The organism is Lentzea sp. NPDC058450 (assembly GCF_042721395.1).
Lineage (GTDB): Bacteria > Actinomycetota > Actinomycetes > Mycobacteriales > Pseudonocardiaceae > Lentzea.
In genome coordinates this window covers 22,230-46,018 of record NZ_JBHXLO010000038.1, presented here as the reverse complement: position 1 = coordinate 46,018, position 23,789 = coordinate 22,230, and the positions used below count along the sequence as shown (strand labels likewise).

Annotated in this window: 24 protein-coding genes; 15 read left to right on the top strand and 9 right to left on the bottom strand. The window is 68.8% G+C overall.

Annotation, left to right across the window (positions count from 1 at the left end; translation table 11 throughout):
- Nucleotides 1–22 precede the first annotated feature (22 nt).
- The 6 genes from atpA (at nt 23) to ACFWNN_RS39125 (ending at nt 8,993) form a co-directional block, all read left to right on the top strand.
- Complete coding sequence (atpA, locus tag ACFWNN_RS39150; protein WP_382445027.1) at nt 23–1,669, top strand: F0F1 ATP synthase subunit alpha; 1,647 nt, start codon at nt 23–25, stop codon at nt 1,667–1,669.
- Nucleotides 1,670–1,677: 8 nt separating this feature from the next.
- Nucleotides 1,678–2,592: a F0F1 ATP synthase subunit gamma gene (locus tag ACFWNN_RS39145; RefSeq protein ID WP_382445026.1), complete on the top strand. Its 915-nt coding sequence runs from the start codon at nt 1,678–1,680 to the stop codon at nt 2,590–2,592.
- Nucleotides 2,585–4,021 (top strand): F0F1 ATP synthase subunit beta, encoded by a 1,437-nt coding sequence (atpD, locus tag ACFWNN_RS39140; protein ID WP_382445025.1) that lies wholly within the window; start codon nt 2,585–2,587, stop codon nt 4,019–4,021. The genes ACFWNN_RS39145 and atpD overlap by 8 nt, the downstream gene beginning before the upstream one ends.
- A 557-nt stretch (nt 4,022–4,578) precedes the next feature.
- Nucleotides 4,579–5,745 (top strand): MFS transporter, encoded by a 1,167-nt coding sequence (locus tag ACFWNN_RS39135; RefSeq protein WP_382445024.1) that lies wholly within the window; start codon nt 4,579–4,581, stop codon nt 5,743–5,745.
- Between the two features lie 15 nt (nt 5,746–5,760).
- Nucleotides 5,761–7,266, top strand: coding sequence for an ABC transporter transmembrane domain-containing protein (locus tag ACFWNN_RS39130; RefSeq protein ID WP_382445023.1), 1,506 nt, complete (start codon nt 5,761–5,763; stop codon nt 7,264–7,266).
- Nucleotides 7,263–8,993 (top strand): ABC transporter ATP-binding protein, encoded by a 1,731-nt coding sequence (locus ACFWNN_RS39125; RefSeq protein ID WP_382445022.1) that lies wholly within the window; start codon nt 7,263–7,265, stop codon nt 8,991–8,993. The genes ACFWNN_RS39130 and ACFWNN_RS39125 overlap by 4 nt, the downstream gene beginning before the upstream one ends.
- A 16-nt stretch (nt 8,994–9,009) precedes the next feature.
- Here ACFWNN_RS39125 and ACFWNN_RS39120 read toward each other — a convergent pair whose 3' ends face one another.
- Nucleotides 9,010–10,236: a hypothetical protein gene (locus ACFWNN_RS39120; RefSeq protein ID WP_382445021.1), complete on the bottom strand. Its 1,227-nt coding sequence runs from the start codon at nt 10,234–10,236 to the stop codon at nt 9,010–9,012.
- Nucleotides 10,227–10,715, bottom strand: a complete 489-nt coding sequence (locus ACFWNN_RS39115; protein WP_382445020.1) for a SigE family RNA polymerase sigma factor — start codon at nt 10,713–10,715, stop codon at nt 10,227–10,229. Before ACFWNN_RS39115 ends, ACFWNN_RS39120 begins: the two co-directional genes overlap by 10 nt.
- 108 nt (nt 10,716–10,823) lie before the next feature.
- Here ACFWNN_RS39115 and ACFWNN_RS39110 point away from each other — a divergent pair, with 108 nt between their 5' ends.
- Together ACFWNN_RS39110 and ACFWNN_RS39105 are read left to right on the top strand one after the other, a co-directional pair.
- Entirely contained in the window at nt 10,824–11,189 is a 366-nt protein-coding gene (locus tag ACFWNN_RS39110) for a F0F1 ATP synthase subunit epsilon (protein ID WP_089921576.1), read from the top strand.
- 22 nt (nt 11,190–11,211) lie between these two features.
- Complete coding sequence (locus ACFWNN_RS39105) at nt 11,212–11,643, top strand: DUF2550 domain-containing protein (RefSeq protein WP_382445019.1); 432 nt, start codon at nt 11,212–11,214, stop codon at nt 11,641–11,643.
- Nucleotides 11,644–11,701: 58 nt separating this feature from the next.
- Here ACFWNN_RS39105 and ACFWNN_RS39100 read toward each other — a convergent pair whose 3' ends face one another.
- Entirely contained in the window at nt 11,702–12,274 is a 573-nt protein-coding gene (locus ACFWNN_RS39100) for a cob(I)yrinic acid a,c-diamide adenosyltransferase (protein WP_382445018.1), read from the bottom strand.
- Nucleotides 12,275–12,309: 35 nt separating this feature from the next.
- On the opposite strand from ACFWNN_RS39100, the gene murA reads away from it, so the two are divergent.
- The gene (gene murA, locus ACFWNN_RS39095) at nt 12,310–13,575 is read left to right on the top strand and encodes a UDP-N-acetylglucosamine 1-carboxyvinyltransferase (protein ID WP_382445017.1); all 1,266 of its coding nucleotides are present in this window, start codon (nt 12,310–12,312) and stop codon (nt 13,573–13,575) included.
- On the opposite strand, the gene ACFWNN_RS39090 is transcribed toward murA, so the two are convergent.
- On the bottom strand, nt 13,565–13,852 hold the full coding sequence (locus tag ACFWNN_RS39090; protein ID WP_382432139.1) for a hypothetical protein: 288 nt from the start codon (nt 13,850–13,852) through the stop codon (nt 13,565–13,567). The two genes, murA and ACFWNN_RS39090, sit on opposite strands and share 11 nt — an antisense overlap.
- 103 nt (nt 13,853–13,955) lie before the next feature.
- On the opposite strand from ACFWNN_RS39090, the gene ACFWNN_RS39085 reads away from it, so the two are divergent.
- Nucleotides 13,956–15,950, top strand: a complete 1,995-nt coding sequence (locus tag ACFWNN_RS39085) for a protein meaA (protein ID WP_382445016.1) — start codon at nt 13,956–13,958, stop codon at nt 15,948–15,950.
- Nucleotides 15,951–15,967: 17 nt separating this feature from the next.
- Nucleotides 15,968–16,726 (top strand): enoyl-CoA hydratase-related protein, encoded by a 759-nt coding sequence (locus tag ACFWNN_RS39080; protein WP_382445015.1) that lies wholly within the window; start codon nt 15,968–15,970, stop codon nt 16,724–16,726.
- On the opposite strand, the gene ACFWNN_RS39075 is transcribed toward ACFWNN_RS39080, so the two are convergent.
- Nucleotides 16,641–17,495, bottom strand: a complete 855-nt coding sequence (locus ACFWNN_RS39075; protein ID WP_382445014.1) for a helix-turn-helix transcriptional regulator — start codon at nt 17,493–17,495, stop codon at nt 16,641–16,643. The two genes, ACFWNN_RS39080 and ACFWNN_RS39075, sit on opposite strands and share 86 nt — an antisense overlap.
- Nucleotides 17,496–17,597: 102 nt before the next feature.
- Here ACFWNN_RS39075 and ACFWNN_RS39070 point away from each other — a divergent pair, with 102 nt between their 5' ends.
- Nucleotides 17,598–18,299 (top strand): SDR family oxidoreductase, encoded by a 702-nt coding sequence (locus ACFWNN_RS39070; protein ID WP_382445013.1) that lies wholly within the window; start codon nt 17,598–17,600, stop codon nt 18,297–18,299.
- Here ACFWNN_RS39070 and ACFWNN_RS39065 read toward each other — a convergent pair.
- Together ACFWNN_RS39065 and ACFWNN_RS39060 are read right to left on the bottom strand one after the other, a co-directional pair.
- Nucleotides 18,296–18,703 carry a hypothetical protein gene (locus ACFWNN_RS39065; protein ID WP_382445012.1) on the bottom strand — a complete coding sequence of 136 codons (408 nt, stop codon included), beginning with the start codon at nt 18,701–18,703 and terminating at the stop codon, nt 18,296–18,298. The genes ACFWNN_RS39070 and ACFWNN_RS39065 overlap by 4 nt on opposite strands.
- Nucleotides 18,700–19,278: a DJ-1/PfpI family protein gene (locus tag ACFWNN_RS39060; protein ID WP_382445011.1), complete on the bottom strand. Its 579-nt coding sequence runs from the start codon at nt 19,276–19,278 to the stop codon at nt 18,700–18,702. Before ACFWNN_RS39060 ends, ACFWNN_RS39065 begins: the two co-directional genes overlap by 4 nt.
- 109 nt (nt 19,279–19,387) lie before the next feature.
- Between ACFWNN_RS39060 and ACFWNN_RS39055 the strand changes: the two genes are divergently transcribed.
- Nucleotides 19,388–20,314 carry a GlxA family transcriptional regulator gene (locus tag ACFWNN_RS39055; RefSeq protein ID WP_382445010.1) on the top strand — a complete coding sequence of 309 codons (927 nt, stop codon included), beginning with the start codon at nt 19,388–19,390 and terminating at the stop codon, nt 20,312–20,314.
- Here the strand turns inward: ACFWNN_RS39055 and ACFWNN_RS39050 are convergent.
- Nucleotides 20,311–20,874 (bottom strand): NUDIX domain-containing protein, encoded by a 564-nt coding sequence (locus tag ACFWNN_RS39050; RefSeq protein WP_382445009.1) that lies wholly within the window; start codon nt 20,872–20,874, stop codon nt 20,311–20,313. The genes ACFWNN_RS39055 and ACFWNN_RS39050 overlap by 4 nt on opposite strands.
- 27 nt (nt 20,875–20,901) lie before the next feature.
- Here ACFWNN_RS39050 and nucS point away from each other — a divergent pair, with 27 nt between their 5' ends.
- Nucleotides 20,902–21,561 (top strand): endonuclease NucS, encoded by a 660-nt coding sequence (gene nucS / locus ACFWNN_RS39045; protein ID WP_382445008.1) that lies wholly within the window; start codon nt 20,902–20,904, stop codon nt 21,559–21,561.
- Nucleotides 21,562–21,567: 6 nt separating this feature from the next.
- On the opposite strand, the gene ACFWNN_RS39040 is transcribed toward nucS, so the two are convergent.
- The gene (locus tag ACFWNN_RS39040; RefSeq protein ID WP_382445007.1) at nt 21,568–21,906 is read right to left on the bottom strand and encodes a hypothetical protein; all 339 of its coding nucleotides are present in this window, start codon (nt 21,904–21,906) and stop codon (nt 21,568–21,570) included.
- 187 nt (nt 21,907–22,093) lie between these two features.
- On the opposite strand from ACFWNN_RS39040, the gene ACFWNN_RS39035 reads away from it, so the two are divergent.
- On the top strand, nt 22,094–23,785 hold the full coding sequence (locus tag ACFWNN_RS39035) for a sodium:solute symporter family protein (protein WP_382445006.1): 1,692 nt from the start codon (nt 22,094–22,096) through the stop codon (nt 23,783–23,785).
- Nucleotides 23,786–23,789 lie beyond the last annotated feature (4 nt).

Below are 23,789 nucleotides of genomic sequence, written 5' to 3'. Positions count from 1 at the left end.
AAGAAGTGAGAGCAGGAACGACATGGCGGAGCTGACGATCTCGTCGGACGAGATCCGCAGTGCGATCGAGAAGTACGTCTCGAGCTACTCCCCGGAGGTCAGCCGGGAAGAGGTCGGTACCGTCTCCGAGACCTACGACGGCATCGCCATCGTCGAAGGCCTTCCGGGCACGATGACCAACGAGCTGCTCGAGTTCCCCGGCGGCGTCCTCGGCGTCGCCCTGAACCTCGAGGTCCGCAACATCGGTGCGGTCATCCTCGGTGACTTCGACAAGATCGAAGAGGGCCAGGAAGTCCGCCGGACCGGCAAGGTCCTCTCGGTTCCGGTCGGCGACGGCTTCCTCGGCCGCGTCGTCAACCCGCTGGGCCAGCCGATCGACGGCCTCGGTGACATCGTCGCCGACGACAACCGCGCCCTGGAGCTGCAGGCCGCCACCGTGCTGCAGCGCCAGCCGGTGTCCGAGCCGATGCAGACCGGCATCAAGGCCATCGACGCCATGACGCCGATCGGCCGCGGCCAGCGCCAGCTGATCATCGGTGACCGCAAGACCGGCAAGACCGCGGTCTGCATCGACACGATCATCAACCAGAAGAAGGCCTGGGAGTCGGGCGACCCCAAGCAGCAGGTCCGCTGCGTGTACGTCGCCATCGGCCAGAAGGGCTCCACCATCGCGGGCGTCAAGACCGCGCTGGAGGAGGCGGGCGCGCTCGAGTACACCACGATCATCGCCGCCCCGGCCTCTGACTCCGCCGGCTTCAAGTGGCTGGCGCCGTACACCGGCTCCGCCATCGGCCAGCACTGGATGTTCGAGGGCAAGCACGTCCTCATCATCTTCGACGACCTGACCAAGCAGGCCGAGGCGTACCGCGCCATCTCGCTGCTGCTGCGTCGCCCGCCGGGCCGCGAGGCCTACCCCGGCGACGTCTTCTACTTGCACTCGCGTCTCCTCGAGCGTTGCGCGAAGCTGTCGGACGAGCTCGGCGGCGGTTCGATGACGGGTCTCCCGATCATCGAGACCAAGGCGAACGACGTGTCGGCGTACATCCCGACCAACGTCATCTCGATCACCGACGGTCAGTGCTTCCTCGAGTCCGACCTGTTCAACGCCGGTGTCCGCCCGGCCGTCAACGTGGGTATCTCGGTCTCCCGCGTCGGTGGTGCCGCGCAGATCAAGGCGATGAAGTCGGTCGCGGGCTCGCTGCGTCTCGACCTGTCGCAGTTCCGCGAGCTGGAGGCCTTCTCCGCGTTCGCGTCCGACCTCGACGCCGCGTCGCGCGCCCAGCTGGACCGCGGTGCCCGTCTGGTCGAGCTGCTCAAGCAGGGCCAGTACTCGCCGGTCCCCGTCGAGGAGCAGGTCGTCGAGATCTTCGCCGCGACCAAGGGCCACCTGGACGACGTCCCCGTCGCCGACATCCGTCGCTTCGTGGCCGACTTCAAGGACTCGCTGCGCCGCAACCACGCCGACCTCCTGGGCTCGATCGTCGAGACCAAGCAGTTCGGTGACGACGCCCAGAAGCGCGTTGTCGACGCGGTCAAGGAGTTCAAGAAGCAGTTCACCGCTTCCGACGGCTCGACCATCGTCAACGAGGCCCCCGCGAAGGCGTTCGACGCCGACAAGGTCGGCCAGGAGTCGGTGAAGGTCAACAAGCCCGAGCCGACCAAGAAGTGATCTGAGCCATGGGCGCACAGATTCGGGAGCTCCGCCAGCGGATCCGAACGGTCAACTCGACCAAGAAGATCACGAAGGCCTACGAGCTCATCGCGACGTCTCGCCTCGCGAAGGCGCAGACCAGGGTCGCGGCCTCCCGGCCGTACGCGGACGAGATCACTAACGTGCTCTCCGCGTTGGCCGAGGCCTCGGCGAACCTCGACCACCCGCTGCTCACCGAGCGCGCGAACCCGAAGCGCGCCGCTGTCCTGGTCGTGACCAGTGACAAGGGCATGTGCGGTGGCTACAACGCCAACGTGCTCAAGGCCGCGGAGCAGCTGCTGCAGCTGCTCCGGTCCGAGGGCAAGGAGCCGGTGCTGTACGTGACCGGCCGCAAGGGCCAGGGCTACTACCAGTTCCGTCGCCGCGAGGTCACCGGTTCGTGGAGCGGGTTCTCGCAGACCCCGCACTACGTCAACGCCGTCGAGGCCGGTGACGCGCTGGTGGAGGCGTTCCAGGAGGGCACGGAGAACGGCGCGCAGGGTGTGGACGAGATCCACATCGTGTACACCGAGTTCAAGTCCATGCTGGTCCAGACGCCGGCCGCCCGCCGGATCGCTCCGATGGAGGTCGAGTACACCGGTGAGACCCCCAAGGGTCCGCGCGCGGTGTACGACTTCGAGCCCAGCGCCGAGGCGCTGCTCGGTGCGATGCTGCCCAAGTACGTGAAGACTCGCCTGTTCTCCGCCATGCTGGAGGCGGCGGCTTCGGAGTCGGCTGCCCGTCGTACGGCCATGAAGGCCGCGACGGACAACGCGACGGAGCTGGTCCGGAACCTCAGCCGGGCGGCGAACTCGGCCCGTCAGGCCCAGATCACCCAGGAGATCAGCGAGATCGTCGGTGGCGCTGCCGCGCTTACCGGTGGCGCAGGAAGTGATGAGTGACATGAGTGCTACTGCCACCACCACCCGCACCGGCCGTGTGGTCCGGGTGATCGGTGCGGTCGTCGACGTGGAGTTCCCGCGCGACGCCGTGCCCGAGCTGTTCAACGCCCTGAACGTGGAGATCACGTTCGAGGCCGTCGCCAAGACGCTGACCCTCGAGGTCGCGCAGCACCTCGGCGACAACCTCGTCCGCACCATCTCGATGCAGCCGACCGACGGCCTGGTCCGCGGTGCTGTCGTCACCGACACCGGCGCCGCGATCTCGGTGCCCGTCGGCGACATCGTCAAGGGCCACGTGTTCAACGCCCTCGGCGACTGCCTCGACCAGCCCGGCCTCGGCCGCGACGGCGAGCAGTGGGGCATCCACCGCAAGGCGCCGTCGTTCGACCAGCTCGAGGGCAAGACCGAGATCCTGGAAACGGGCGTCAAGGTCATCGACCTCCTCACCCCGTACGTCAAGGGCGGCAAGATCGGCCTGTTCGGCGGCGCGGGTGTCGGCAAGACCGTGCTGATCCAGGAGATGATCACGCGTATCGCGCGTGAGTTCTCCGGCACCTCGGTCTTCGCCGGCGTCGGTGAGCGCACCCGTGAGGGCACCGACCTCCTCCTGGAGATGGAGGAGATGGAGGTCCTCCAGGACACCGCCCTCGTCTTCGGTCAGATGGACGAGCCGCCCGGCACGCGTATGCGCGTCGCGCTGTCCGCTCTCACGATGGCGGAGTACTTCCGCGACGTGCAGAACCAGGACGTGCTGCTCTTCATCGACAACATCTTCCGCTTCACCCAGGCCGGTTCCGAGGTGTCGACCCTGCTGGGCCGCATGCCTTCCGCCGTGGGTTACCAGCCGACGCTGGCCGACGAGATGGGTGAGCTCCAGGAGCGCATCACCTCGACGCGCGGTAAGTCGATCACCTCGCTGCAGGCGATTTACGTCCCTGCCGACGACTACACCGACCCCGCCCCGGCGACCACCTTCGCCCACCTGGACGCGACGACGGAGCTCTCCCGTCCGATCTCCCAGAAGGGCATCTACCCGGCCGTCGACCCGCTGTCGTCGTCGTCTCGAATCCTCGAGCCGTCGATCGTCGGCGAGGAGCACTACCGGGTCGCCCAGGAGGTGAAGCGAATCCTGCAGAAGTACAAGGAGCTGCAGGACATCATCGCCATCCTCGGTATGGACGAGCTCTCCGAGGAGGACAAGGTCCTCGTCGGTCGCGCGCGTCGTCTCGAGCGCTTCCTCGGCCAGAACTTCTTCGTCGCGGAGAAGTTCACCGGGCAGGTCGGGTCGTTCGTGCCGATCAAGGACACGGTCGAGGCGTTCGACCGGGTCTGCAAGGGCGAGTTCGACCACTTCCCGGAGCAGGCGTTCTTCTCCTGCGGCGGGTTGGACGACGTCGAGGCCAACGCCAAGAAGCTGGCCGGCAACTGAGTCTGGTTTAGCCGTTCAGAGGGCCGTCTCTCCACTTTGGAGGGGCGGCCCTTTGGTGTTGTGATCGGGTCGCCAGTGCGGTGGTTGCGTTGGGGTGCAAAGACAACCGCAGACGAGCGTGGTCGAGTCATCGCCGCTTCGCGTCGATAGAGATTGGGGCTTGACTTCGGGGCCCTTGCGAGGCGCTCATCGGCCTGTAAAAGCCGGGCTGAAAAGCGCCCGGCCGATCCGCGAAGGTAGCACCTCGCACCCAAAGTCAAGCCCCAATCTCGTTTGTGCGTGGCTGAGTTGGGTGGGCACGTCACCGAACCGCTTTCACGGTGCGCGCGCTCATACGGGCTCGCCTTCGGCTTCGCGGTACCCAGGCCGCCCCCTCTCGATCGCTCTGCTCCGCCACAGCCCACCTCGCCTCTCTCTGCCCTGCCCGCTCCGCTTGTCTTGTCCTCACTCGTCTGCTGTCGGCGGCCGACAGCTTTCCGGTGAGTGGAAACCGCACTCCCGATCTCGTAGCCCTGAGGCCCACGATGCGTGGCATCACCTCGACGAGGAGAGTGCGCGTGAACAAGTGGGTGTTGCCGCTCTGCTGGACTGCGGTTCTGTTGGACGGCTTTGATCTCGTGGTGCTCGGCACGGTGATTCCCGTGCTGTTGCAGGAGAAGCTGCTCACCACTGCCTCCGCCAGTGCCGTGTCCACGGCCGGGTTGGTCGGGATGATGATCGGTGCGTTGGTCATCGGGACGATCACGGACGTCATCGGGCGGCGCAAGGTCATGATTGTTGCGGTGGCCGGGTTCTCGGTGTTCACGTTGGCGTGTGCGTTCGCGCCGGACGCCACCACGTTCGGGGTGCTCAGGTTCCTCGCCGGGCTTGGGCTTGGTGGGTGTTTGCCCACGGCGATCGCGTTGGTCAACGAGGCTCGGCCTCGGCAGGGTGGGCGGGCCACCACGCTCATCATGACCGGGTATCACGTGGGTGCTGTCATCACGGCGTTGCTGGGGATCGTGTTGATTCCCGAGTTGGGGTGGCGGGCGCTGTTCGTGGTGGGGGCGTTGCCCGCGTTGGTGCTGATTCCCTTGATGGTCAAGCACTTGCCGGAGACCGCGGTGCGGAAGGCGCCTGCGTTGGAGGCCGTCGGGTCGTTGTTCCGGCCTGGGTTGCGGAAGGCCACTGTGGCCTTTTGGGTCGCCTCGTTCATGGGGTTGTTGTTGGTGTACGGGTTGAACACCTGGTTGCCGCAGATCATGCGTAGTGCCGGGTACGAGTTGGGGACGGCGTTGGCGTTGTTGCTGACGCTCAACATCGGTGCTGTGGTCGGGCTTCTGATCGCTGGGGCGGTTGCCGACAAGATCGGTATCAGGCCCGCGGCCATTGGGTGGTTTGTTGGTGCTGTGGTGTTCCTGGCGTTGTTGAGCATCAAGTTGCCTGGTGTGGGTGTGTACGTCGCCGTGTTGTTGGCCGGGTGCTTTGTGTTCAGTGCGCAGGTGCTCGTTTATGCCTATGCGGGGCGGGTTTACGAGGAGAACCGGGCCACTGGCATCGGGTGGGCCGCTGGGGTGGGGCGGTTGGGTGCCATTAGTGGGCCGCTCCTCGGAGGTGCGTTGCTCACGGCTGGACTGGCGCACCCGTGGGGCTTCTATGCGTTTGCGGTCATTGCGGCGTTGGGTGCTACGGCCGTTGGTGCGATTGGGCTGACGGCGAAATCGGTCGTGGGGGCGGCTGAGTGATGGCAAGGTCGGGGGATGGCCCGACATGTTCCTCACGACGATCCCGGGGTTCCGGATCTGCGCTCGCCCTGGCGGTACCTGTGGTGGCTCGTGCGCATGCAGCGCGGGCGGGTGCTCGCCGGGGCGTGGTGGGGCTCGTTGTCCATGTGCGGGCTCATGGTGCCGCCGTACCTGATCTCGCGGGCCGTCGAGGACGGGTTGCGGGGTGGCGACCGCAGAGCGTTGTTGTGGTGGTGCGGGGCGCTTGTGCTCGTGGGGGTCGGGCTGGCGCTGGTGTTCATCGCCCGCCATCGGACGATGACGTTGGTGCGCACTGACGCCGCGTTGCGGACGGCGCAGGTCGTGGTGCGGCACGTCACCCGGTTGGGTGGTGTGGTGCGGCGCAAGCTGTCCACTGGGGAGCTCACGTACCTGCAGAACGGTGACACGGCTCGGCTCGCGCACGCGTTGACTAGCACCGGGCCCGGGGTCGGGGCGGTGGTCGCGTACGCGGCGACGGCGGTGTTGCTGGTGCGGATCTCGCCGTTGGTCGCTGTGGTGGTGTTGCTCGGGGTGCCGGTGCTCGCGCTGGTGACCGGGCCGGTGCTGAAGCGGTTGCACGCGGTGGAAGGCGCCTATCGCGAACGGCAGGGGGAGCTGAGCTCGCGGGCCGGGGACATCGTCGGCGGGCTGCGGGTGTTGTCCGGCATCGGCGGGAAGCCGGCGTTCGAGGCGCGGTTTCGCGGGATGTCGCGCGAGGTGTTGCGGGACGGGTACCGGGTGTCGGCCTGGCTCAGCTGGGTCCAGGCGGTGACGTGGGGGTTGCCCGCGCTGTTCCTCGCCGTCGTCACGTGGATCGTGGCGCGGATGGTGGTGTCCGGCGCGATCACGATCGAGGAGATGCTCGCCGTCTACCTCTACGTCACCACGTTGACGGTGCCCGTGGCGTTCTTCATGGAGGGCGCGGACGCGATCCCACGCGCGCTGGTGTCGGCGCGGCGGGTGATCGACGTGCTGAGGTTGCAGCCGGACGAGAAGAGCGACGATCCCGGGCCTCTGGACGTGAAGACCGGCGCGCTGACGGTGGTCGTGTCGGCCAACGCGACGGTGGCCAGGGACGCGGTCGACCGGCTGCCCGGGGTGGTGGCGGACAACGACGACTACCTCTTCCCCGGCACCGTGCGCGAGGCGGTGTCGGTGGGGGAGCACCTCGACCGCGAACTGGACGAGGCGCTCTACGCGGCGGCCGCGGTGGACGTCGTGGAGGCGTTGCCGGACGGGCTCGACTCGCACCTGGAGTCGCAGGGGCGCAACGTGTCCGGCGGTCAGCGGCAACGGCTGCGGCTCGTGCGCGCCCTGCTGAGCGAACCCGAACTGCTGGTGCTGGTGGAGCCCACGTCGGCGCTGGACGCCGTCACCGAGGCCGCCGTGGCGAAGCGGGTGAGGGAACGGCGGGCCGGGCGCACCACGGTCGTGGTGTCGTCGTCGCCGTTGTGGGCGGGCCAGGCGGACCAGGTCGTGCGGCTGGAGGAGAGCCGATGATCACCAGGCTGCCGGTCGCGGACCGGCGTGAGGTGCGGCAGGCGGCGGTGCGGCTGTTGCGGGGCGAACGGCCGGCGCTGGCCGTGGTGCTGCTGATGACGGCGCTCTCGGCGGTGTCGGCGCTCGGCGGGCCCTACCTGCTCGGCAAGATCGTCGGCGGGGTGGAGGCGGGCACGCTGACGCTGTCCACTGTGGACGCGCTTGCGCTCGGTGTGCTCGGCGCCGCCGTGGCACACCTGGTGCTGGTGCGGTACAGCGCTTTGCTGACGGCGCGGCTCGGCGAACGGTTCCTCGCGTCGTTGCGGGAGCAGGCGGTCACGCGCACGCTGGCGTTGCCCGCGCGGGTGGTCGACAGGCTGAGCACCGGCGACCTGCTCACCCGCGTGACGAGCGACGTCGGCGTGGTCGGTCAGGCGCTGCGGGACGGCGTGCCCGAGGTGCTCACGGGCGCCGTGCACCTCGTCGTGGTGTTCGTGGCCGTGTTCTGGCTGGATCCGGTGCTGGGCCTCGTGTCGCTGGCCGGGATGCCGTTCGTGGTGTGGGCGACGCGCTGGTACCTCACCCGTGCGCGCGAGGCGTACCTCGTCGAGAGCGAGGCCAACGGCGACGTCGCCGAGATCTCCGCCGCGGTCGGCGAGGGCAGCCGGACGATCGAGACGTACGGGCTGCGGGACCGGATGGTCTCGGCGGCGGACGGTGCCATCGCGCGGGCGTTCCGCGCGCGGATGCGCACGCTGCGGCTGCGGAACGTGCTGTTCCCCGCCACGACGTTCCTCAACGTCGTGCCGGCCGTCCTGGTGCTGCTCGTCGGCGGCTTCTTCTACGCGCAGGACGGGGTGCGGCTCGAGGTCGTCGTCACGGCGGTGCTCTGGGTGTGGCGGCTGGTCGAACCGATGGACCGCATCATGTTCTGGATCGAGTTCCTGCAGCGCGCCGGAGCGTCGTTCGCGCGGATAGAGGGGATCGGGGTGCACGGCGAGGCCTCGCCCGAGGTGCGTGAACCCGCCGACGACCTCATCGAGGTGCGGGGCGTCCGGTACTCCTATGTGGACGGACACGAGGTGCTGCACGGCGTCGACCTCGTGGTGCAGCAGGGAGAACGGCTGGCGATCGTCGGCGTCTCAGGCGCGGGCAAGTCGACGCTGGGCAGGCTGATCGCGGGCGTCGACAGGCCGTCGGAGGGCACGGTGCTCGTCGGCGGAGTGCCGGTCGCGGACCTCGCCGCCGCCGGCGAGCAGCGGATCGTCCTCGTGACGCAGGAACATCACGTGTTCATCGGCACGGTCCGGGAGAACCTGGCGATGGCGGCGCCGGACGCTCCGGACGAGAAGCTGCTCGGAGCGTTGCACCTGGTCGGCGCGCGCTGGTTCGACGAGTTGCCCGAGGGGCTCGACACGCGGCTCGGTGCGGGCGGCGTGGAACTGGATCCCGCACAGGCGCAGCAACTCGCGCTGGCCCGCGTCGAGGTCGCCGACCCGCACACGCTGGTGCTGGACGAGGCGACGTCGTCGCTCGACCCGGCGACGGCTCGACACGCCGAGCGCGCGATCGCGGCCGTGCGGGAGAGACGCACGGTGATCGCGATCGCGCACCGGCTGCAGACCGCGCGGGACGCCGACCGGATCGCGGTCGTCGACGCGGGTCGTGTCGTGGAGTTGGGATCCCACGACGACCTGGTGGCCAGGGACGGCACGTACGCGACGCTCTGGCGTTCCTGGCACGGCTAGCGACGGCTGGTTGCCTCTACGGCAGCTGAAGCACGCGGGACACCCCCTGCTGCACCACGGTGACCTCCCTGGTGCCGCTGGGGGCCAGCCAGGCGTGCTCGCGTCCCTGGGGGCCGAGGTAGCCGTTGAAGTCGGCGACGATCGTGCCCTGGCCGTCGGGGAGCGGCAGCACGGCCGGCTGCCCCTTGACGGCCTTGCCGCCGAACGCGGGTGCGCTGAACGTGCCGTCGGGCCGGTACAGCGCGCCGTACAGGTCGCCGTACGCCTCGAACATGAGCGCGTAACGGCCGTCCGGCAACCACGCGCAGACGCTCCAGGTGCCGGCGGAGTCCCAGCTGACCAGGTAGTCGAGCAACGCGCGCTTCTGCAGTTCCTGTTGTGCCGTCGGCACGTTCATGCCCGGCCAGCCGGCCGGCTGCGGGGGTCCGTCCGTCGCGCACTGCTGCCCGTTCCAGCCGATGCCGGGATGGGGCATGAACGGGCCCTGCGGGTAGTAACCGGAGCCCAGGATCGCCTGCTGGGCGAAGTCGTCGGACTTCGGCACCGACTCGCCGCGCACGAACACGGGCCGGTCGGACAGCGCGACGACCGTGTAGACCGCGCCGTCGCCGTCGTGCGGGGCCGATGCCCAGACGCGGCTGAGCCTGTGGTCGGTGCCCCGCTCCGCCTTCGACGACCAGGAGATGGTCTTGCCGAGCGTCAGCACCACGTACTGGTCGCCCGCGGGGCCGAACCGGTAGAGCCCCGCCTCGTGGCCCTTGGACTCCTCCATGACGATCTCGCGGCTCACCACGGTGCCGTCGGCCACGAGACCGACGAGCGTCGCCGGGTGCTTCGAGTTGGTCACCCGGACCTCCTGCGCGACCAGGGCCACCCGTCCCGACGTCGCCTGCCCCGTCCAGAACACGTTCGGCGGCGATGTGACTTCAGCCACGGGTTCGGTGGGTTTCCACGGCTGCTTCTGCGCCTCGGTCCACAGGTGCAGCGACGACGCGAGGAACCCGGCGTCGCCCGCGAACGGACCGGTCGGCGCCGCCGTCACCCGCGAGTCCGCCGGTCCTGCTTCTGTCGTGCGCGTCACCACCACCCCGGCCGTCGCGCCCGCGAGCAGCGCCACCACCGCGGTGACCGTCACGAGCTTGCGCGTGTGCCTGCGCCGTCCCCCGGCCATCACGTCCCCCACGAATCCCGGCCGCACGTCCAGCTCCGCCGTCGCCGCCTCCATCGCCTGCTTCAGCTCCACGTCAGCACCTGCTCACCCATCAGTTCGCGCAGGCGGGAGAGGCCCCGCGAGGTCTGGCTCTTCACCGTGCCGACACCGCACCCGAGCAGGCGTGCCGTCTCGGCCTCGCTCAGGTCCTCGAAGAACCGCAACACCAGCACCGCGCGCATCCTGCTGGGCAACTGCGCCAACGCGCGCACCACGCTGTCCGCGTCCACCACCTGCTGCTCGTGTCCCCGGGCCGGAGGCACCGCCCCCAGTTCCAGCGGTGCCTCCGGCCTGCGGGAACGCCGTCGCCACCGGTTCGCGGCCGAGTTGGCCAGCGCGGCGCGCGCGTACGCCTCCGGAGAGGTCCTGATGCGGCGCCACTTGCCGTACATGCCCATGAGGACGTCCTGCAGAATGTCCTCGGCGGCACCTTTGTCGCCGCCGCAGAGCAGGTAGGCGGTGCGCAACAGAGCCTGCGAGCGCAACGCCACGAAGTCTTCGAAGTCCTGCATGTCCCCCCTCCCCGGCGGTCGTCGAACGTACTGACACCGGGCGGGGCGGCAAGGTTGTCAGGCGACCGTTTAGACTCAGTTCGACTCCAGACGACGAGGGAGATACGCGTGGCCGAGATGACCGTTGAACTGGTCGCCGTTGAACGCCGTTTGTGGTCCGGTAAGGCCACCTCTGTTTCGGCGCAGACCACCGAGGGCGAGATCGGCATCCTGCCCGGTCACGAGCCCGTGCTCGGCCAGCTGGTCGAGGGTGGCGTGGTGCGCGTGCGCACGACCGACGGTGGCCTGGTCACCGCGGCGGTGCACGGTGGCTTCCTCTCCGTGACCGGCACCGGCGTTTCGATTCTCGCCGAGGACGCCGAGCTCGCGGGCGAGATCGACGTGGACGCGGCGCGGACCGCACTGCAGGACGCGGACGACGCAGAGCGCGCACGTGCGGCAGCGCGCGTGCGGGCCGTGGAACAGTCGGCCTGAGACCGGGCACGAGGCCGCAGCCGTGGGGATCACCGAGATTGCCGGCCTGATCCTTCTTGGGGTGGCGATCGTCATCGCCTACTTCGCCTGGCGCCGGATTCGCTTGTTGCGGGAGGGCGGCGTGCACGTCGCCCTGCGCAGCTCGTTCGATGACCGCGGGCGTGGGTGGCATCTCGGCGTGGGGCACTACCGGGGTGATTCGTTCGCTTGGTTCCGGGTCTTGTCTCTCGGGTCCGGGCCGAACGAGCTGATCTCGCGGGACGGGCTGGAGATCGACGCCCGGCGGGAGCCGACCGGGCCTGAGGCCTACGCGATGCCGGTGGGGGCCACGGTGCTGCGGTGCCGATCCGCTTCCGGTGAGGTCGAGATCGCCATGGGGCCGGATGCCCTGACCGGGTTCTTGTCCTGGTTGGAGTCCTCGCCTCCAGGGCGTTCCATTCCCTGGGCTTCCTGATTTCTTGCGGTTCGACCCGCCGGAGTTTCCGGCGGGTCGTTTTGCGTTTGGTGCCCTGCTAGGCGTTGCCGCCCGGTTGCCACAGGACGTCGCCGTCCGGGTTCGCCACCCTCGCCAGGATGAACAGCAGGTCGGACAGGCGGTTCAGGTACTTCGCCGTGAGGACGTTGGTCTCGTCCGGGGCCACTTCCAACAGCGACCAGGCGCGGCGTTCCGCTCGGCGGGCGATGGTGCGGGCCTGGTGCAGCAGGGCTGCTCCCGGGGTGCCTCCGTTCAGGATGAACGAGTCGAGCTTGCCCAGGCGTTCGTTGAACTCGTCGCAGTAGCCCTCCAGGCGGTCCACGTAGGCCTGGGTCACGCGCAGCGGTGGGTACTTCGGGTCCGGGACGATGGGGGTGCAGAGGTCCGCGCCCACGTCGAAGAGGTCGTTCTGGACCTTGCGGACCACCTCGTGGACGTCTTCGGCCAGGTTGCCCAGCGCCAGCGCCACGCCCAGGGAGGCGTTGGTCTCGTCCACGTCCGCGTAGGCCTCGATGCGCGGATCCGTCTTCGGGACACGCGAGAAGTCGCCCAGGCCTGTGGTGCCGTCGTCGCCCACGCGCGTGTAGATCTTGGTGAGGTGTACCGCCATGTTCGCCACTCTATGGCCGTACGTAGGATTGCCGTGTGAGTGAGCATTTCCGGGTACACGGTGGCGCACGGTTGGTCGGCGAGGTCGAGGTCGTCGGCGCCAAGAACAGCGTGCTCAAGTTGATGGCCGCTGCTCTGTTGGCTGAGGGCACTACGACCATCACGAACTGCCCGGACATCCTCGACGTGCCCTTGATGGCTGACGCGCTGCGCAGCCTCGGGTGCGAGGTCGAGCTCGAGGGTGACGTGGCCAGGATCACGACGCCCGCGCAGCTCAGCCATCGGGCCGACTCCGAGGCCATGGGCAAGCTGCGGGCCAGCATCTGCGTGCTCGGGCCGCTGGTCGGGCGGTGCAAGCGGGCCGTCGTGGCGCTGCCGGGTGGTGACGCCATCGGGTCGCGGCCGCTGGACATGCACCAGAGCGGGCTCGAGAAGCTCGGCGCGACCACGTGGATCGAGCACGGGTGCATCGTCGCCGAGGCCGAGGGGCTGCACGGCACGCAGATCTGGTTGGACTTCCCCAGCATGGGGGCCACCGAGAACATCCTGATGGCGGCGGTGCTGGCCAACGGCACGACCGTCATCGACAACGCGGCGCGCGAGCCGGAGATCGTCGACCTCTGCCTGATGCTCACGCAGATGGGCGCGAAGGTCGAGGGCGCTGGGACGTCCACGCTCACCGTGCACGGCGTCACGGAGCTGAAGCCGACCGAGCACCGGGTCATCGGTGACCGGATCGTGGGCGCCACCTGGGGTTTCGCCGCCGCGATGACGCGTGGCGACGTGCGTGTGCGTGGTGTGAACCCGCACCACCTGGACCTCGTGCTGGAGAAGCTGCGGATGGCGGGGGCCGAGGTCACCGTCTACGAGGGTGAGGACGAGGGGTTCCGCGTGGTCATGGAGGGGCGGCCCAAGGCCGTCGACTTCGTGACGCTGCCGTACCCCGGCTTCGCCACGGACAACCAGCCGTTCGCGATCGCGCTGTCGACGGTGTCCGAGGGCACGTCGATGATCACGGAGAACCTGTTCGAGTCCCGGTTCCGCTTCATCGACGAGATGATCCGGCTCGGGGCCGATGCGCGCACGGACGGTCACCACGCCGTGATCCGCGGCATCGAGAAGCTGTCCAGCGCGCCGGTGTGGGCTTCGGACATCCGTGCTGGTGCGGGGCTCGTGCTCGCCGGTCTGTGCGCGGACGGGGCGACCGAGGTCTACGAGATCTTCCACATCGAGCGCGGTTACCCTGGGTTCGTGGAAAACCTCCGCAAGCTCGGGGCCGACGTCGAGCGCGTCAGCTCTTGAGCACCAGCCGCGCGTTCGGGACGTCCGCCGGGAACACCATCACCTGGTAGGGCGCGTTCCTCGAACGCGTGGCGCGCACGCCGTTCCGCTTGAGCTTCTGCACGAGGACGTTCGCCGCCTCTTCCGTGGGCACGACCGCGACCTCGCTGAGCAGGCCGAAGTCCGTGCCGTCCAGATCCGGCACGGGCCGCTTGTCGTTGCCCGCGAAGTACCTCAACGTCAACGCCAGCAGGCCGAGCACCGCGAACACGACCACAGTCTGGTAAATCCCCGTCACCTCCCCATGATGCTCTCAGTGGTCTCGATTCAGTGAGCAAGCGCACGCGCAGCCTTGGTTACCGGCCAGTACGCTCCGATGAACGACGTTGTGGGAGGTTGCTGTGCCGTACCCGGCTGACCGTGAACGCGACCGCCCCTGGGTGATGCGCACGTACGCGGGCCACTCCTCGGCCGCCGCGTCCAACGCTCTCTACCGGCGGAACCTCGCCAAGGGGCAGACGGGTCTGTCCGTGGCGTTCGACCTGCCCACGCAGACCGGCTACGACCCGGACGACGAGCTCGCCAAGGGTGAGGTCGGCAAGGTCGGCGTGCCCATCAGCCACCTCGGCGACATGCGGCAGCTCTTCGACGAGATCCCGCTCGGCGGCGCCAACACGTCGATGACGATCAACGCGACGGCCATGTGGCTGCTCGCCCTCTACGTCACCGTGGCCGAGGAACAGGGCGCGGACCCGTCGGCACTCGCCGGCACGACGCAGAACGACATCATCAAGGAGTACCTGTCCCGCGGCACGTACGTGTTCCCGCCGGGGCCGTCGCTGCGGCTGATCACCGACATGGTGGCGTGGACCGTCTCCAACGTCCCCAAGTGGAACCCGATCAACATCTGCAGCTACCACCTCCAGGAGGTCGGCGCGACGCCGGCGCAGGAGGTCGCGTACGCGATGTGCACGGCGATCGCGGTGCTGGACTCCGTGCGCGACTCCGGTCAGGTGCCGCAGGAGAAGTTCGGTGAGGTCGTCGCCCGCATCTCCTTCTTCGTGAACGCCGGTGTGCGGTTCATCGAGGAGATGTGCAAGATGCGCGCGTTCGCCCAGCTGTGGGACGAGATCACGCTGGAACGCTACGGCGTCGAGAACCCGAAGCACCGCCGGTTCCGCTACGGCGTGCAGGTCAACTCGCTCGGCCTCACGGAAGCGCAGCCGGAGAACAACGTTCAGCGCATCGTGCTGGAGATGCTCGCGGTGTCGTTGTCCCGCAACGCCCGTGCGCGCGCGATCCAGCTGCCGGCGTGGAACGAGGCGCTGGGTCTGCCACGGCCGTGGGACCAGCAGTGGGCGTTGCGCATGCAGCAGGTGCTCGCGTTCGAGACGGACCTGCTGGAGTACGACGACATCTTCGACGGCTCGCCCGTCATCGAGGCGAAGGTCAACGAGATCCTCGCCGGTGCGCGCGAGGAGATCGACCGCGTGCAGGCGATGGGCGGTGCCGTCGCGGCCGTCGAGTCCGGCTACATGAAGTCGAACCTGGTGTCCTCGCTGGCGGATCGCCGTCGCCGCGTCGAGGCGGGCGAGGACATCGTCGTCGGCGTCAACAAGTTCGACACGACCGAGCCGTCGCCGTTGCAGGCCGAGGGCGCGAACGCCATCGAGACCATCGACCCGATCGTCGAGCTGCACGCCGTCGAGGCGATCCAGCAGTGGCGTTCGGCGCGCGACAACGTTGCGGCGGAAGCGTCTTTGGACGCTCTGCGTGCGGCCGCGAAGACCGACCAGAACCTCGTGGAGGTGACGCTCGCGTGCGCCCGCGCGGGTGTGACGACCGGCGAATGGTCCCAGGCGTTGCGTGAGACTTTCGGTGAATACCGCGCCCCCACAGGCGTTTCCGGTGCTTCGGCGTCCGGTGAGGCTGGCTCCGAGATCGCCCGCGTGCGCGACCGCGTCCGCGCGACCGGCGAGGACCTGGGCGAACGCCTGCGCATGCTCGTCGGCAAGCCCGGCCTCGACGGCCACTCCAACGGCGCCGAGCAGGTCGCCGTGCGCGCCCGCGACGTCGGCTTCGAGGTCGTCTACCAGGGCATCCGCCTCACGCCGTCGCAGATCGTCGCGGCCGCCGTGCAGGAGGACGTGCACGTCGTGGGTCTCTCGATCCTGTCCGGTTCGCACCTGGAGGTCGTACCCGCGGTGGTCGACGGCTTGCGGGCGGCCGGCGCCGGGGACATCCCGGTGATCGTCGGCGGCATCATCCCGCCGGACGACGCCGCCAAGCTGCGCGAACGTGGTGTGGCACGGGTGTTCACGCCCAAGGACTACGAGCTGACCGAGATCATGGACGAGATCGTCACGGTGATCCGGGAGGTGCGTGAGCTGGCGTAGGGCCTTAGTGTCGCGGAATGGTTGACGTTTCGCGGGACGGGTCCGTCGTCCGGATCACGATGAACCGCGCGGCCAAGCGCAACGCGCTGTCCGCGGAACACCTCACCGAGCTGCTGGACGCGTTCCGGGAGGTGCGGACGTCCGACGCGGCCGGGATCGTGCTGGCCGCCGAGGGGCCGGTGTTCTCGGCCGGGCACGACTTCGCGGACGTGCACGCGCGGGACGAGGAGGGCGTGCGGCTCCTGCTGGAGTTGTGCACGGTGTTGATGAAGACCATCCAGTCCGCGCCGCAGGTCGTGATCGCGCGCGTGCAGGGGTTGGCGACGGCGGCCGGGTGTCAGCTGGTGGCCTCCTGCGATCTCGCGGTCGCGGCGGACACGGCCGGGTTCTCGTTGCCCGGCGGCAAGGCCGGGTGGTTCTGCCACACGCCCGCGGTGCCGGTGGCGCGGTCGGTGGGGCGCAAGCGGTTGATGGAGATGGTGCTGACCGGGGACGTGATCGACGCGGCCACGGCGGTCGAGTGGGGGCTGATCAACCGGGCGGTGCCGCTAGACGAGTTGGACGCCTCCACGGACGACCTGCTGGCGCGCGCCACGCGGGGGAGTCGCGCGTCGAAGGCGATCGGCAAGCGGACGATCTACGCGCAGCTCGACCGGCCCGAGAGCGACGGGTACGAGGTCGCGCTCAACGTCATGGCCGAGACGTCGCAGTCGCCGTCAGCCAAAGAGGGACGTGCGTCGTTCCTGGAGAAGCGGCCGCCCGTGTGGCCCGACTAGTCGCGAGAAGTTTCAGGGCGTCGGCGTTCGGGCCCGGCTCGGCCTGGTAGATCACCAGGAACTGGCCGGGGGCGTCGCGCACGTCGAACGAGTGGTAGTTCAGCTCGATCGGGCCGACGGCCGGGTGCACGAACTCCTTGGCGTCCTGGGTCTTGCCGCGCACCTCGTGCTGTTCCCAGAGCTGCTTGAAGACCGTGTTCCGGCTGAGCTCCTCGACCATCCTGCGCAGCCGCGGGGAGTTCGGGTCGGCGGTCTGCCGCAGGTGCGCCACGGTGGTCTGGGCGATCCAGTGCCAGCGCGGGTAGAAGCTCTGCGCGGCGGGGTCGAGGAAGGCCATGCGCACCGCGTTGTCGGCTGGCGTGAACGGTTCGTACAGGGCGTCGGCCAGCGCGTTCGTGGCGAGGATGTCGAGGACCGAGTTCATCACGAACGCGGGCATGTCGGGCATGCCGCTGATGAGGCGACGCAGTTCCGGGCTGACGACGTCGGGCGCGTAGCCCTCCTCGGCCGCGACGCCGGCGAGGCGGTGCAGGTGGGCCCGCGCGTCCGTGTCGAGTCGCAGCGCGCGGCTCAGGGCGTCCAGGACCTGCGCCGACGGGTTGGTCTCGCGGCCCTGCTCCAGCCGGGCGTAGTAGTCCGCGCTCACCCCGGCCAGGACGGCGACCTCCTCGCGGCGCAGGCCCTTCACCTTGCGCTGGGTGTGCGACGGGAGGCCCGCGTCCTCGGGACTGACGCGGGCGCGGTGGGCCTTCAGGAAGTCGCCGAGCACGTCACCGAGGCTATTCGGGTTGCTCTGGTTCTGCCTGGGTGTGACGCACCTAGGGAGAAGGTGTCCTGGTAGCGGGCCTGCGGCGGCCGGAGGGTGGTGGCCATGAGCAAAGTCGTGTTGATCAGTGGAGCGTCCAGCGGCATCGGCGAGGCGACGGCCCGAGTGCTGGCCGCGGCAGGACATCAGGTGTTCCTCGGGGCACGGCGTGAGGACCGGCTGGCGGCGTTGGCGGCGGAGATCGGCGGCTCGTACGCGCCGCTCGACGTGACGTCGCGCGAGTCGTTCCAGTCCTTTGTGGACGCGGCGGTGGAGCGGTACGGGCGGATCGACGTGTTGGTGAACAACGCGGGCGTGATGCCGTTGTCCCTCATGAGCTCCCTCAAGGTGGACGAGTGGGACCGCATGGTGGACGTGAACATCAAGGGCGTGCTGAACGGCATCGCGGCGGTGCTGCCGAGGTTCGCCGACGGCGGCCACGTCGTGAACGTCGCCTCGGTGGCCGCGCACACGGTCATGCCGACCGCCGCCGTCTACTGCGCCACGAAGTACGCGGTGCGGGCGTTGTCCGAAGGGCTGCGCCAGGAGAGCTCCGCCCTGCGCGTCACCGTGATCAGCCCTGGCGCCATGGAGTCCGAGCTGGCGAACTCCATCACCGACGACGTCGCGGCCGGCGCGATGGAGGACCTGGTCAAGATCGCGCTGCCGGCGTCGGTCATCGGTGACGCCATCGCCTACGCGATCGCGCAGCCCCCGTCGGTGGACGTCAACGAGATCATCGTGCGCCCGGTGGTGCAGCAGCTCTAGGCCCCGGTGGTCGAGCCTGGCCGCAGGATCATCAGCACGGTCACGGTGGCCCACAACAGGTTGAAGATCCCCGTGTACATGGCGAGGTGCTTGACGTCCTTGGTCTTCAACGCCTTCTCCTGACCGGGCAGGATCTTCAACGCCAGCACGAACGCGGCGGCGGTGGTGAGCGCGATCGACACGATCACCCAGGGGTGGCCGGTCACGCCCATCACGCCGGCCGTCGCGAAGCCGAAGACCGGCACGGAGATGCCGATGAGGGCGTAGACGCGGCAGATCCGGTGCAGCAGTTCGGGGTTGCCCGGGGTGGTGACGGCCTTCGGGAACATGCTGGCGGCGACGGTGACCGGGCCGATGGCGATGATCGCCGCCAGGACGTGCAGGGAGAGGAAGAACTTGCTCACGCCGCCCTCCACGCGGTGCCGCGCCGTTCGTGGGCGAAGAGCTCCTCGACCTCCAGTGCCTGCTGGGCCCCGAGCTCACGTTCGACCAGGTAGAGGCCCAGGTCGATGCCGGACGTGACCCCCGCGGCGGTGACGAGGTCGCCGTCGTCGACGATGCGGGCCTTGATCGCGTTGACCCCCATCGACTCCAGCGCGTGCAGGCCGAGGTGGTTCGTGGTGGCGTTGCGGCCCTTGATCAGGCCGGCGATGGCCAGCACCAGCGAGCCTCCGCAGACGGTGGCGATGATCGCTTCGGTGCCTGTCAGCGCGGGCGCGATCGTCGCGGCGGCCGCGCTGAGCAGTGCGAACGTCTCGTCCTCCGCCAAGGCCGCCGCACCGGGGACGACGATGAGGTCGCTGCCGGGGTCGAGCCGGGCGGTTGCGTTGAGCGACAACAGGTTCATGCCCGCGCGGACCTCTCGCGGGCCTTCCACCGTCACCAGTTCGGCCTGGACGCCGCCCGCCGTCAACGTCTCGTACGGGCCGATCGCGTCCAACGGGTCGAAGCCGTCGAACAACACCACTTGCGCTCTCACAGCGGACTCCCTCGTCGTCGGTGATCAAAACCGTAGGACGGCCGGAACCCGTCGAGAACTGGCTGGAATGCCATGTTCCAACGGATTCTCGCCAGCTACGGTGGTGGACGTGCACGAGGTGGCAGTGGTAGCGATGGACAGCGTCGTCCCGTTCGACTTCGCGACGCCGGTCGACGCGTTCAACTGGGTCGGGCGGTACCGGGTGCGCGTCTGCGGTCCCAAGAGGACGGTGGACGCGGGCTGTTTCGAGATCAAAGTGCCGCACGGCCTGGAGTTGTTGTCCGAAGTGGACACCATCGTGCTGCCCGGCCACGACCCGGGAATGGTCGTGCCGAAGCCGTTGGTCGAGGCGCTGCGGCAGGCGGCGGCACGAGGCACGCGGATCGCGTCGATCTGCACGGGTGCCTTCGTGTTCGCGGCGACCGGGTTGCTCGACGGGCTGCGGGTGACCACACACTGGCTGGGCGCGGAGGAGCTGGCCGCGCGGTTTCCCGCGCTGGAGGTCGACCCGGACGTGCTCTACGTCGACAACGGGCAGTTCCTCACGTCCGCGGGGGCGGCGGCCGGGCTCGACCTGTGCCTGCACATGATCCGGCGAGACCACGGGTCCGCGGTGGCGGCCGATGCGGCACGACTGGCCGTGATGCCACTCGAGAGAGAAGGCGGGCAGGCGCAGTTCATCGTCACACCACCCGTGGCGCCGCAAGGGGTCGAGCTCGAACCGTTGCTGCGGTGGATGGAGGCCAACACGGCGACGGAGCTCACGTTGGAGGACCTGGCGAAGCAGGCCGGCATGAGCACGCGCACGTTGAACCGGCGGTTCCGCGAGCAGACCGGCACCACGCCCTTGCAGTGGCTGCACCGGGCCCGCGTCCGCCAGGCCCAGCACCTGCTCGAAACCACGAAGGAACCGGTGGAGCTGATCGCGAGCAGGGTCGGCTTCGGATCGGCGACGGCGTTCCGCGACAGGTTCAAGCGGATCGCCGGCACCTCACCGCAGAGCTACCGGACGGCGTTCCAGGGCTGCCAGAACTAGGGCTGGGAGTGCTCGTGCAGCAGGAGAAGCGTGTAGGCGGCGATCGACTGGGCGTCGGTGATCTCGCCCTTCGCGATCATCGACTCGAACTCGGCGCGCGGGAACCACGCCGAGCGCATGTCCTGCTCCTCGTGCTCCCGCTCGTGGAAGCCCTCGGTCAGCTCGGTCGCGAGGAACACGCGGCCGCGTTGCGACGACATGCCGGGCGCCACGTCGAGCAGACCCAGCGCGGTCATCCGGCCGGCGCGCAGTCCGGTCTCCTCGCGCAGTTCGCGGCGCGCGAGCTCCAGCGGGTCGGAGTCGGCGCGGTCGGGCGCGGTGCCCTGCGGGAACTCCCAGCGGCGCAGGCCGATCGGGTAGCGGAACTGCTCGACAAGCCGCACGCGTTCGCCGTCGAGCGGGATGACCAGCGCGAAGTCGGGCTTGTCGACCACGCCGTAGATGCCGTTCGAGCCGTCAGCGCGCCGGACCTCGTCCTCGCGGACCGTCATCCACGGGTTTGCGTACACCTCTCGGGTGCCGACGTTCTCCACGCCACGGACCGTACCTAACGTCCGCATTCTGGACGCACCCCGTAGCCTGTCGCGGTGCGTCTCGTCATCGCTCGCTGCAAGGTCGACTACGTAGGCCGGCTCACCGCCCATCTGCCCATGGCTCAGCGTCTGCTGCTGATCAAGGCCGACGGTTCGGTCTCGATCCACTCGGACGACCGCGCCTACAAGCCGCTGAACTGGATGAGCCCGCCCTGCTGGCTGATCGAGGACCCGGACATCTGGACGGTGCAGAACAAGGCGGGGGAGAAGCTGATCATCACCCTCGAAGAGGTCCTGCAGGACTCCAAGCACGAGCTCGGCCCCGAGCCGGGCCTGCAGAAGGACGGCGTCGAGGCCGACCTGCAGAAGCTGCTCGCGGAGCACGTCACGACCCTGGGCGACGGCTGGACGCTGGTGCGGCGCGAGTTCCCGACCGCCATCGGCCCGGTCGACCTGATGTGCCGCGACGGCGCGGGCGTCTCGGTCGCCGTGGAGATCAAGCGGCGCGGTGAGATCGACGGCGTCGAGCAGCTGACCCGGTACCTGGAACTGTTGAACCGCGACCCGCTGCTCGCGCCGGTGCAGGGCGTGTTCGCCGCGCAGCAGATCAAGCCGCAGGCGCGGACGCTGGCCGAGGACCGCGGGATCCGGTGCGTGGTCCTGGACTACGACGCGTTGCGCGGCATCGAGCCGGACGAGTTCCGGCTGTTCTGACGGCGGTCAGAGACGGGTGAGCGCGACGGCCTCCGCGAGGCCGCAGCCGGTCACCTCTCTGATCAGCTTGAGCGCCAGGATCGTCTTCCCCGCTGCCAGCAGCCGGGCGACCTCCTCGCGAGCCGGATCGGGGACCGTCGCCCAGGCCCGCTGCGCGACGCACCGGGCACAGTGCGCGCCGGCGTCCGAGCGGCTGCCACTCGTGATGTCGCCGCAGTCCGGGCAGATCCACGACGTGAGCTGCTCGGCGCACTCGCCGCACAACGCGCCGAGAACGTAGTCGGCACGGTGGGCCGCAGGCGTCGTCCCGCAGTGGAAGCACTGCGGCTCGTGGCTGTCCGTCATGCCCTGAGTCTCGGCTGACAGGGCCGCCTCGCGCACCCGATTTCCCTGCTCGCGGGCTTCAGCGCGCGCCTCTTCAAACCCCGTGGTTTGGTGATCATCCACACGGGGTAAGACCCGCTGCACCTGGAGTAATGTCCTCTCCTGGTTGTTGATGTTCGACTTTGTTCGATGTCTTGGGAGGTGGACGGTGTCGATCTTGGCCGAGGCGGACCTGCGGCTCGACGCGGGACCGATCGACTACGCGCTGCTGTTGATCTACTTCGTGGTGGTTCTCGGCATCGGCGTGATGGCACGACGATCCGTCTCCTCCAGCCTCGACTTCCTGCTGTCCGGGCGGTCGTTGCCGGCGTGGGTCACGGGCCTCGCGTTCATCTCCGCGAACCTCGGTGCCCTCGAACTGATGGGCATGACGGCGAACGGCGCGCAGTACGGCATGGCGACCGTGCACTACTACTGGATCGGCGCCATCCCCGCGATGGTGTTCCTCGGCCTGGTGATGATGCCGTTCTACTACGGCTCGAAAGTGCGCAGCGTTCCCGAGTTCATGCGGCGCCGGTTCGGCAAGCCCGCGCACCTCGTCAACGCCATCAGCTTCGCCGTCGCGCAGATCCTGATCGCGGGCATCAACCTGTTCGCGCTCGCGGTGATCATCGACGCGCTGCTCGGGTGGCCGCTGCCGGTGTCGATCTGCGTCGCGGCCCTGGTGGTGCTCGCGTACACGACGCTCGGCGGCCTCAGCGCCGCCATCTACAACGAGGTGCTGCAGTTCTTCGTCATCGTGGCCGCGCTCGCGCCGTTGACGATCGTCGGCCTGATCAAGGTCGGCGGCTGGCAGGGTCTGGTCGAGAAGGTGACGGACAAGGAGCAGTTGTCCGCGTGGCCCGCGACGGAACTCACCGGCATCGACCATCCGGTGTGGAGTGTCATCGGGTTGGTGTTCGGTCTCGGCTTCGTGCTGTCGTTCGGTTACTGGACGACGAACTTCGCCGAGGTCCAGCGCGCGATGAGCGCCAAGTCGATGTCCGCGGCCAAGCGCACGCCGATCATCGGCGCGTACCCGAAGGCGTTGATCCCGGCGATCATCATCATCCCCGGCATCATCGCCGCGGTGATCGTGCCGGAGATGGCGCAGCTGAAAGCCGGTGACACGAGCAGTGGCGTCGTCTACAACAACGTGCTGCCACTGCTGATGCGCGACCTTCTGCCCAACGGCATCCTCGGCATCGCGATCACGGGTCTGCTGGCCAGCTTCATGGCCGGTGTGGCGGCGAACGTCAGCTCGTTCAACACCGTCTTCACGTACGACCTGTGGCAGGACTACGTGAAGAAGGACCGTCCCGACGAGTACTACCTGCGCGTCGGACGCCTCGCCACGGTCGGTGCGTGCGTCCTCGCGATCGGCACGGCGTTCATCGCGGCGTCGCTCGGCGGGTCCAACATCATGGACTACATCCAGGCGCTGTTCTCGTTCTTCAACGCGCCGCTGTTCGCGACGTTCATCCTGGGCATGTTCTGGAAGCGGATGACGCCGACGGCCGGGTGGGTCGGTCTGCTCGCGGGCACGTTCACCGCGATCTTCGTCTACGCGATCTCGGAGCCGTCGTTCGGCATCGAGTGGTTGCAGCTGCCCGGCCAGGGCGCGAGCTTCCTCGGCGCCGGCCTCGCGTTCGCGGTCGACATCGTGGTGAGCTTCGCGGTCAGCCTCGTCACGAGGCCGAAGCCGGACAGCGAGCTCGGCGGGCTGGTCTACAGCCTGACGCCCAAGGAGGACAGGGCGCACTCCACCACCGGTGAGGACGCGGGCTGGTACCGCTCGCCCGCGCTGCTCGGTGGCGGCGTGCTGGCCCTGACCACCGTTCTCTACTTCATCTTCGCCTGAGGGA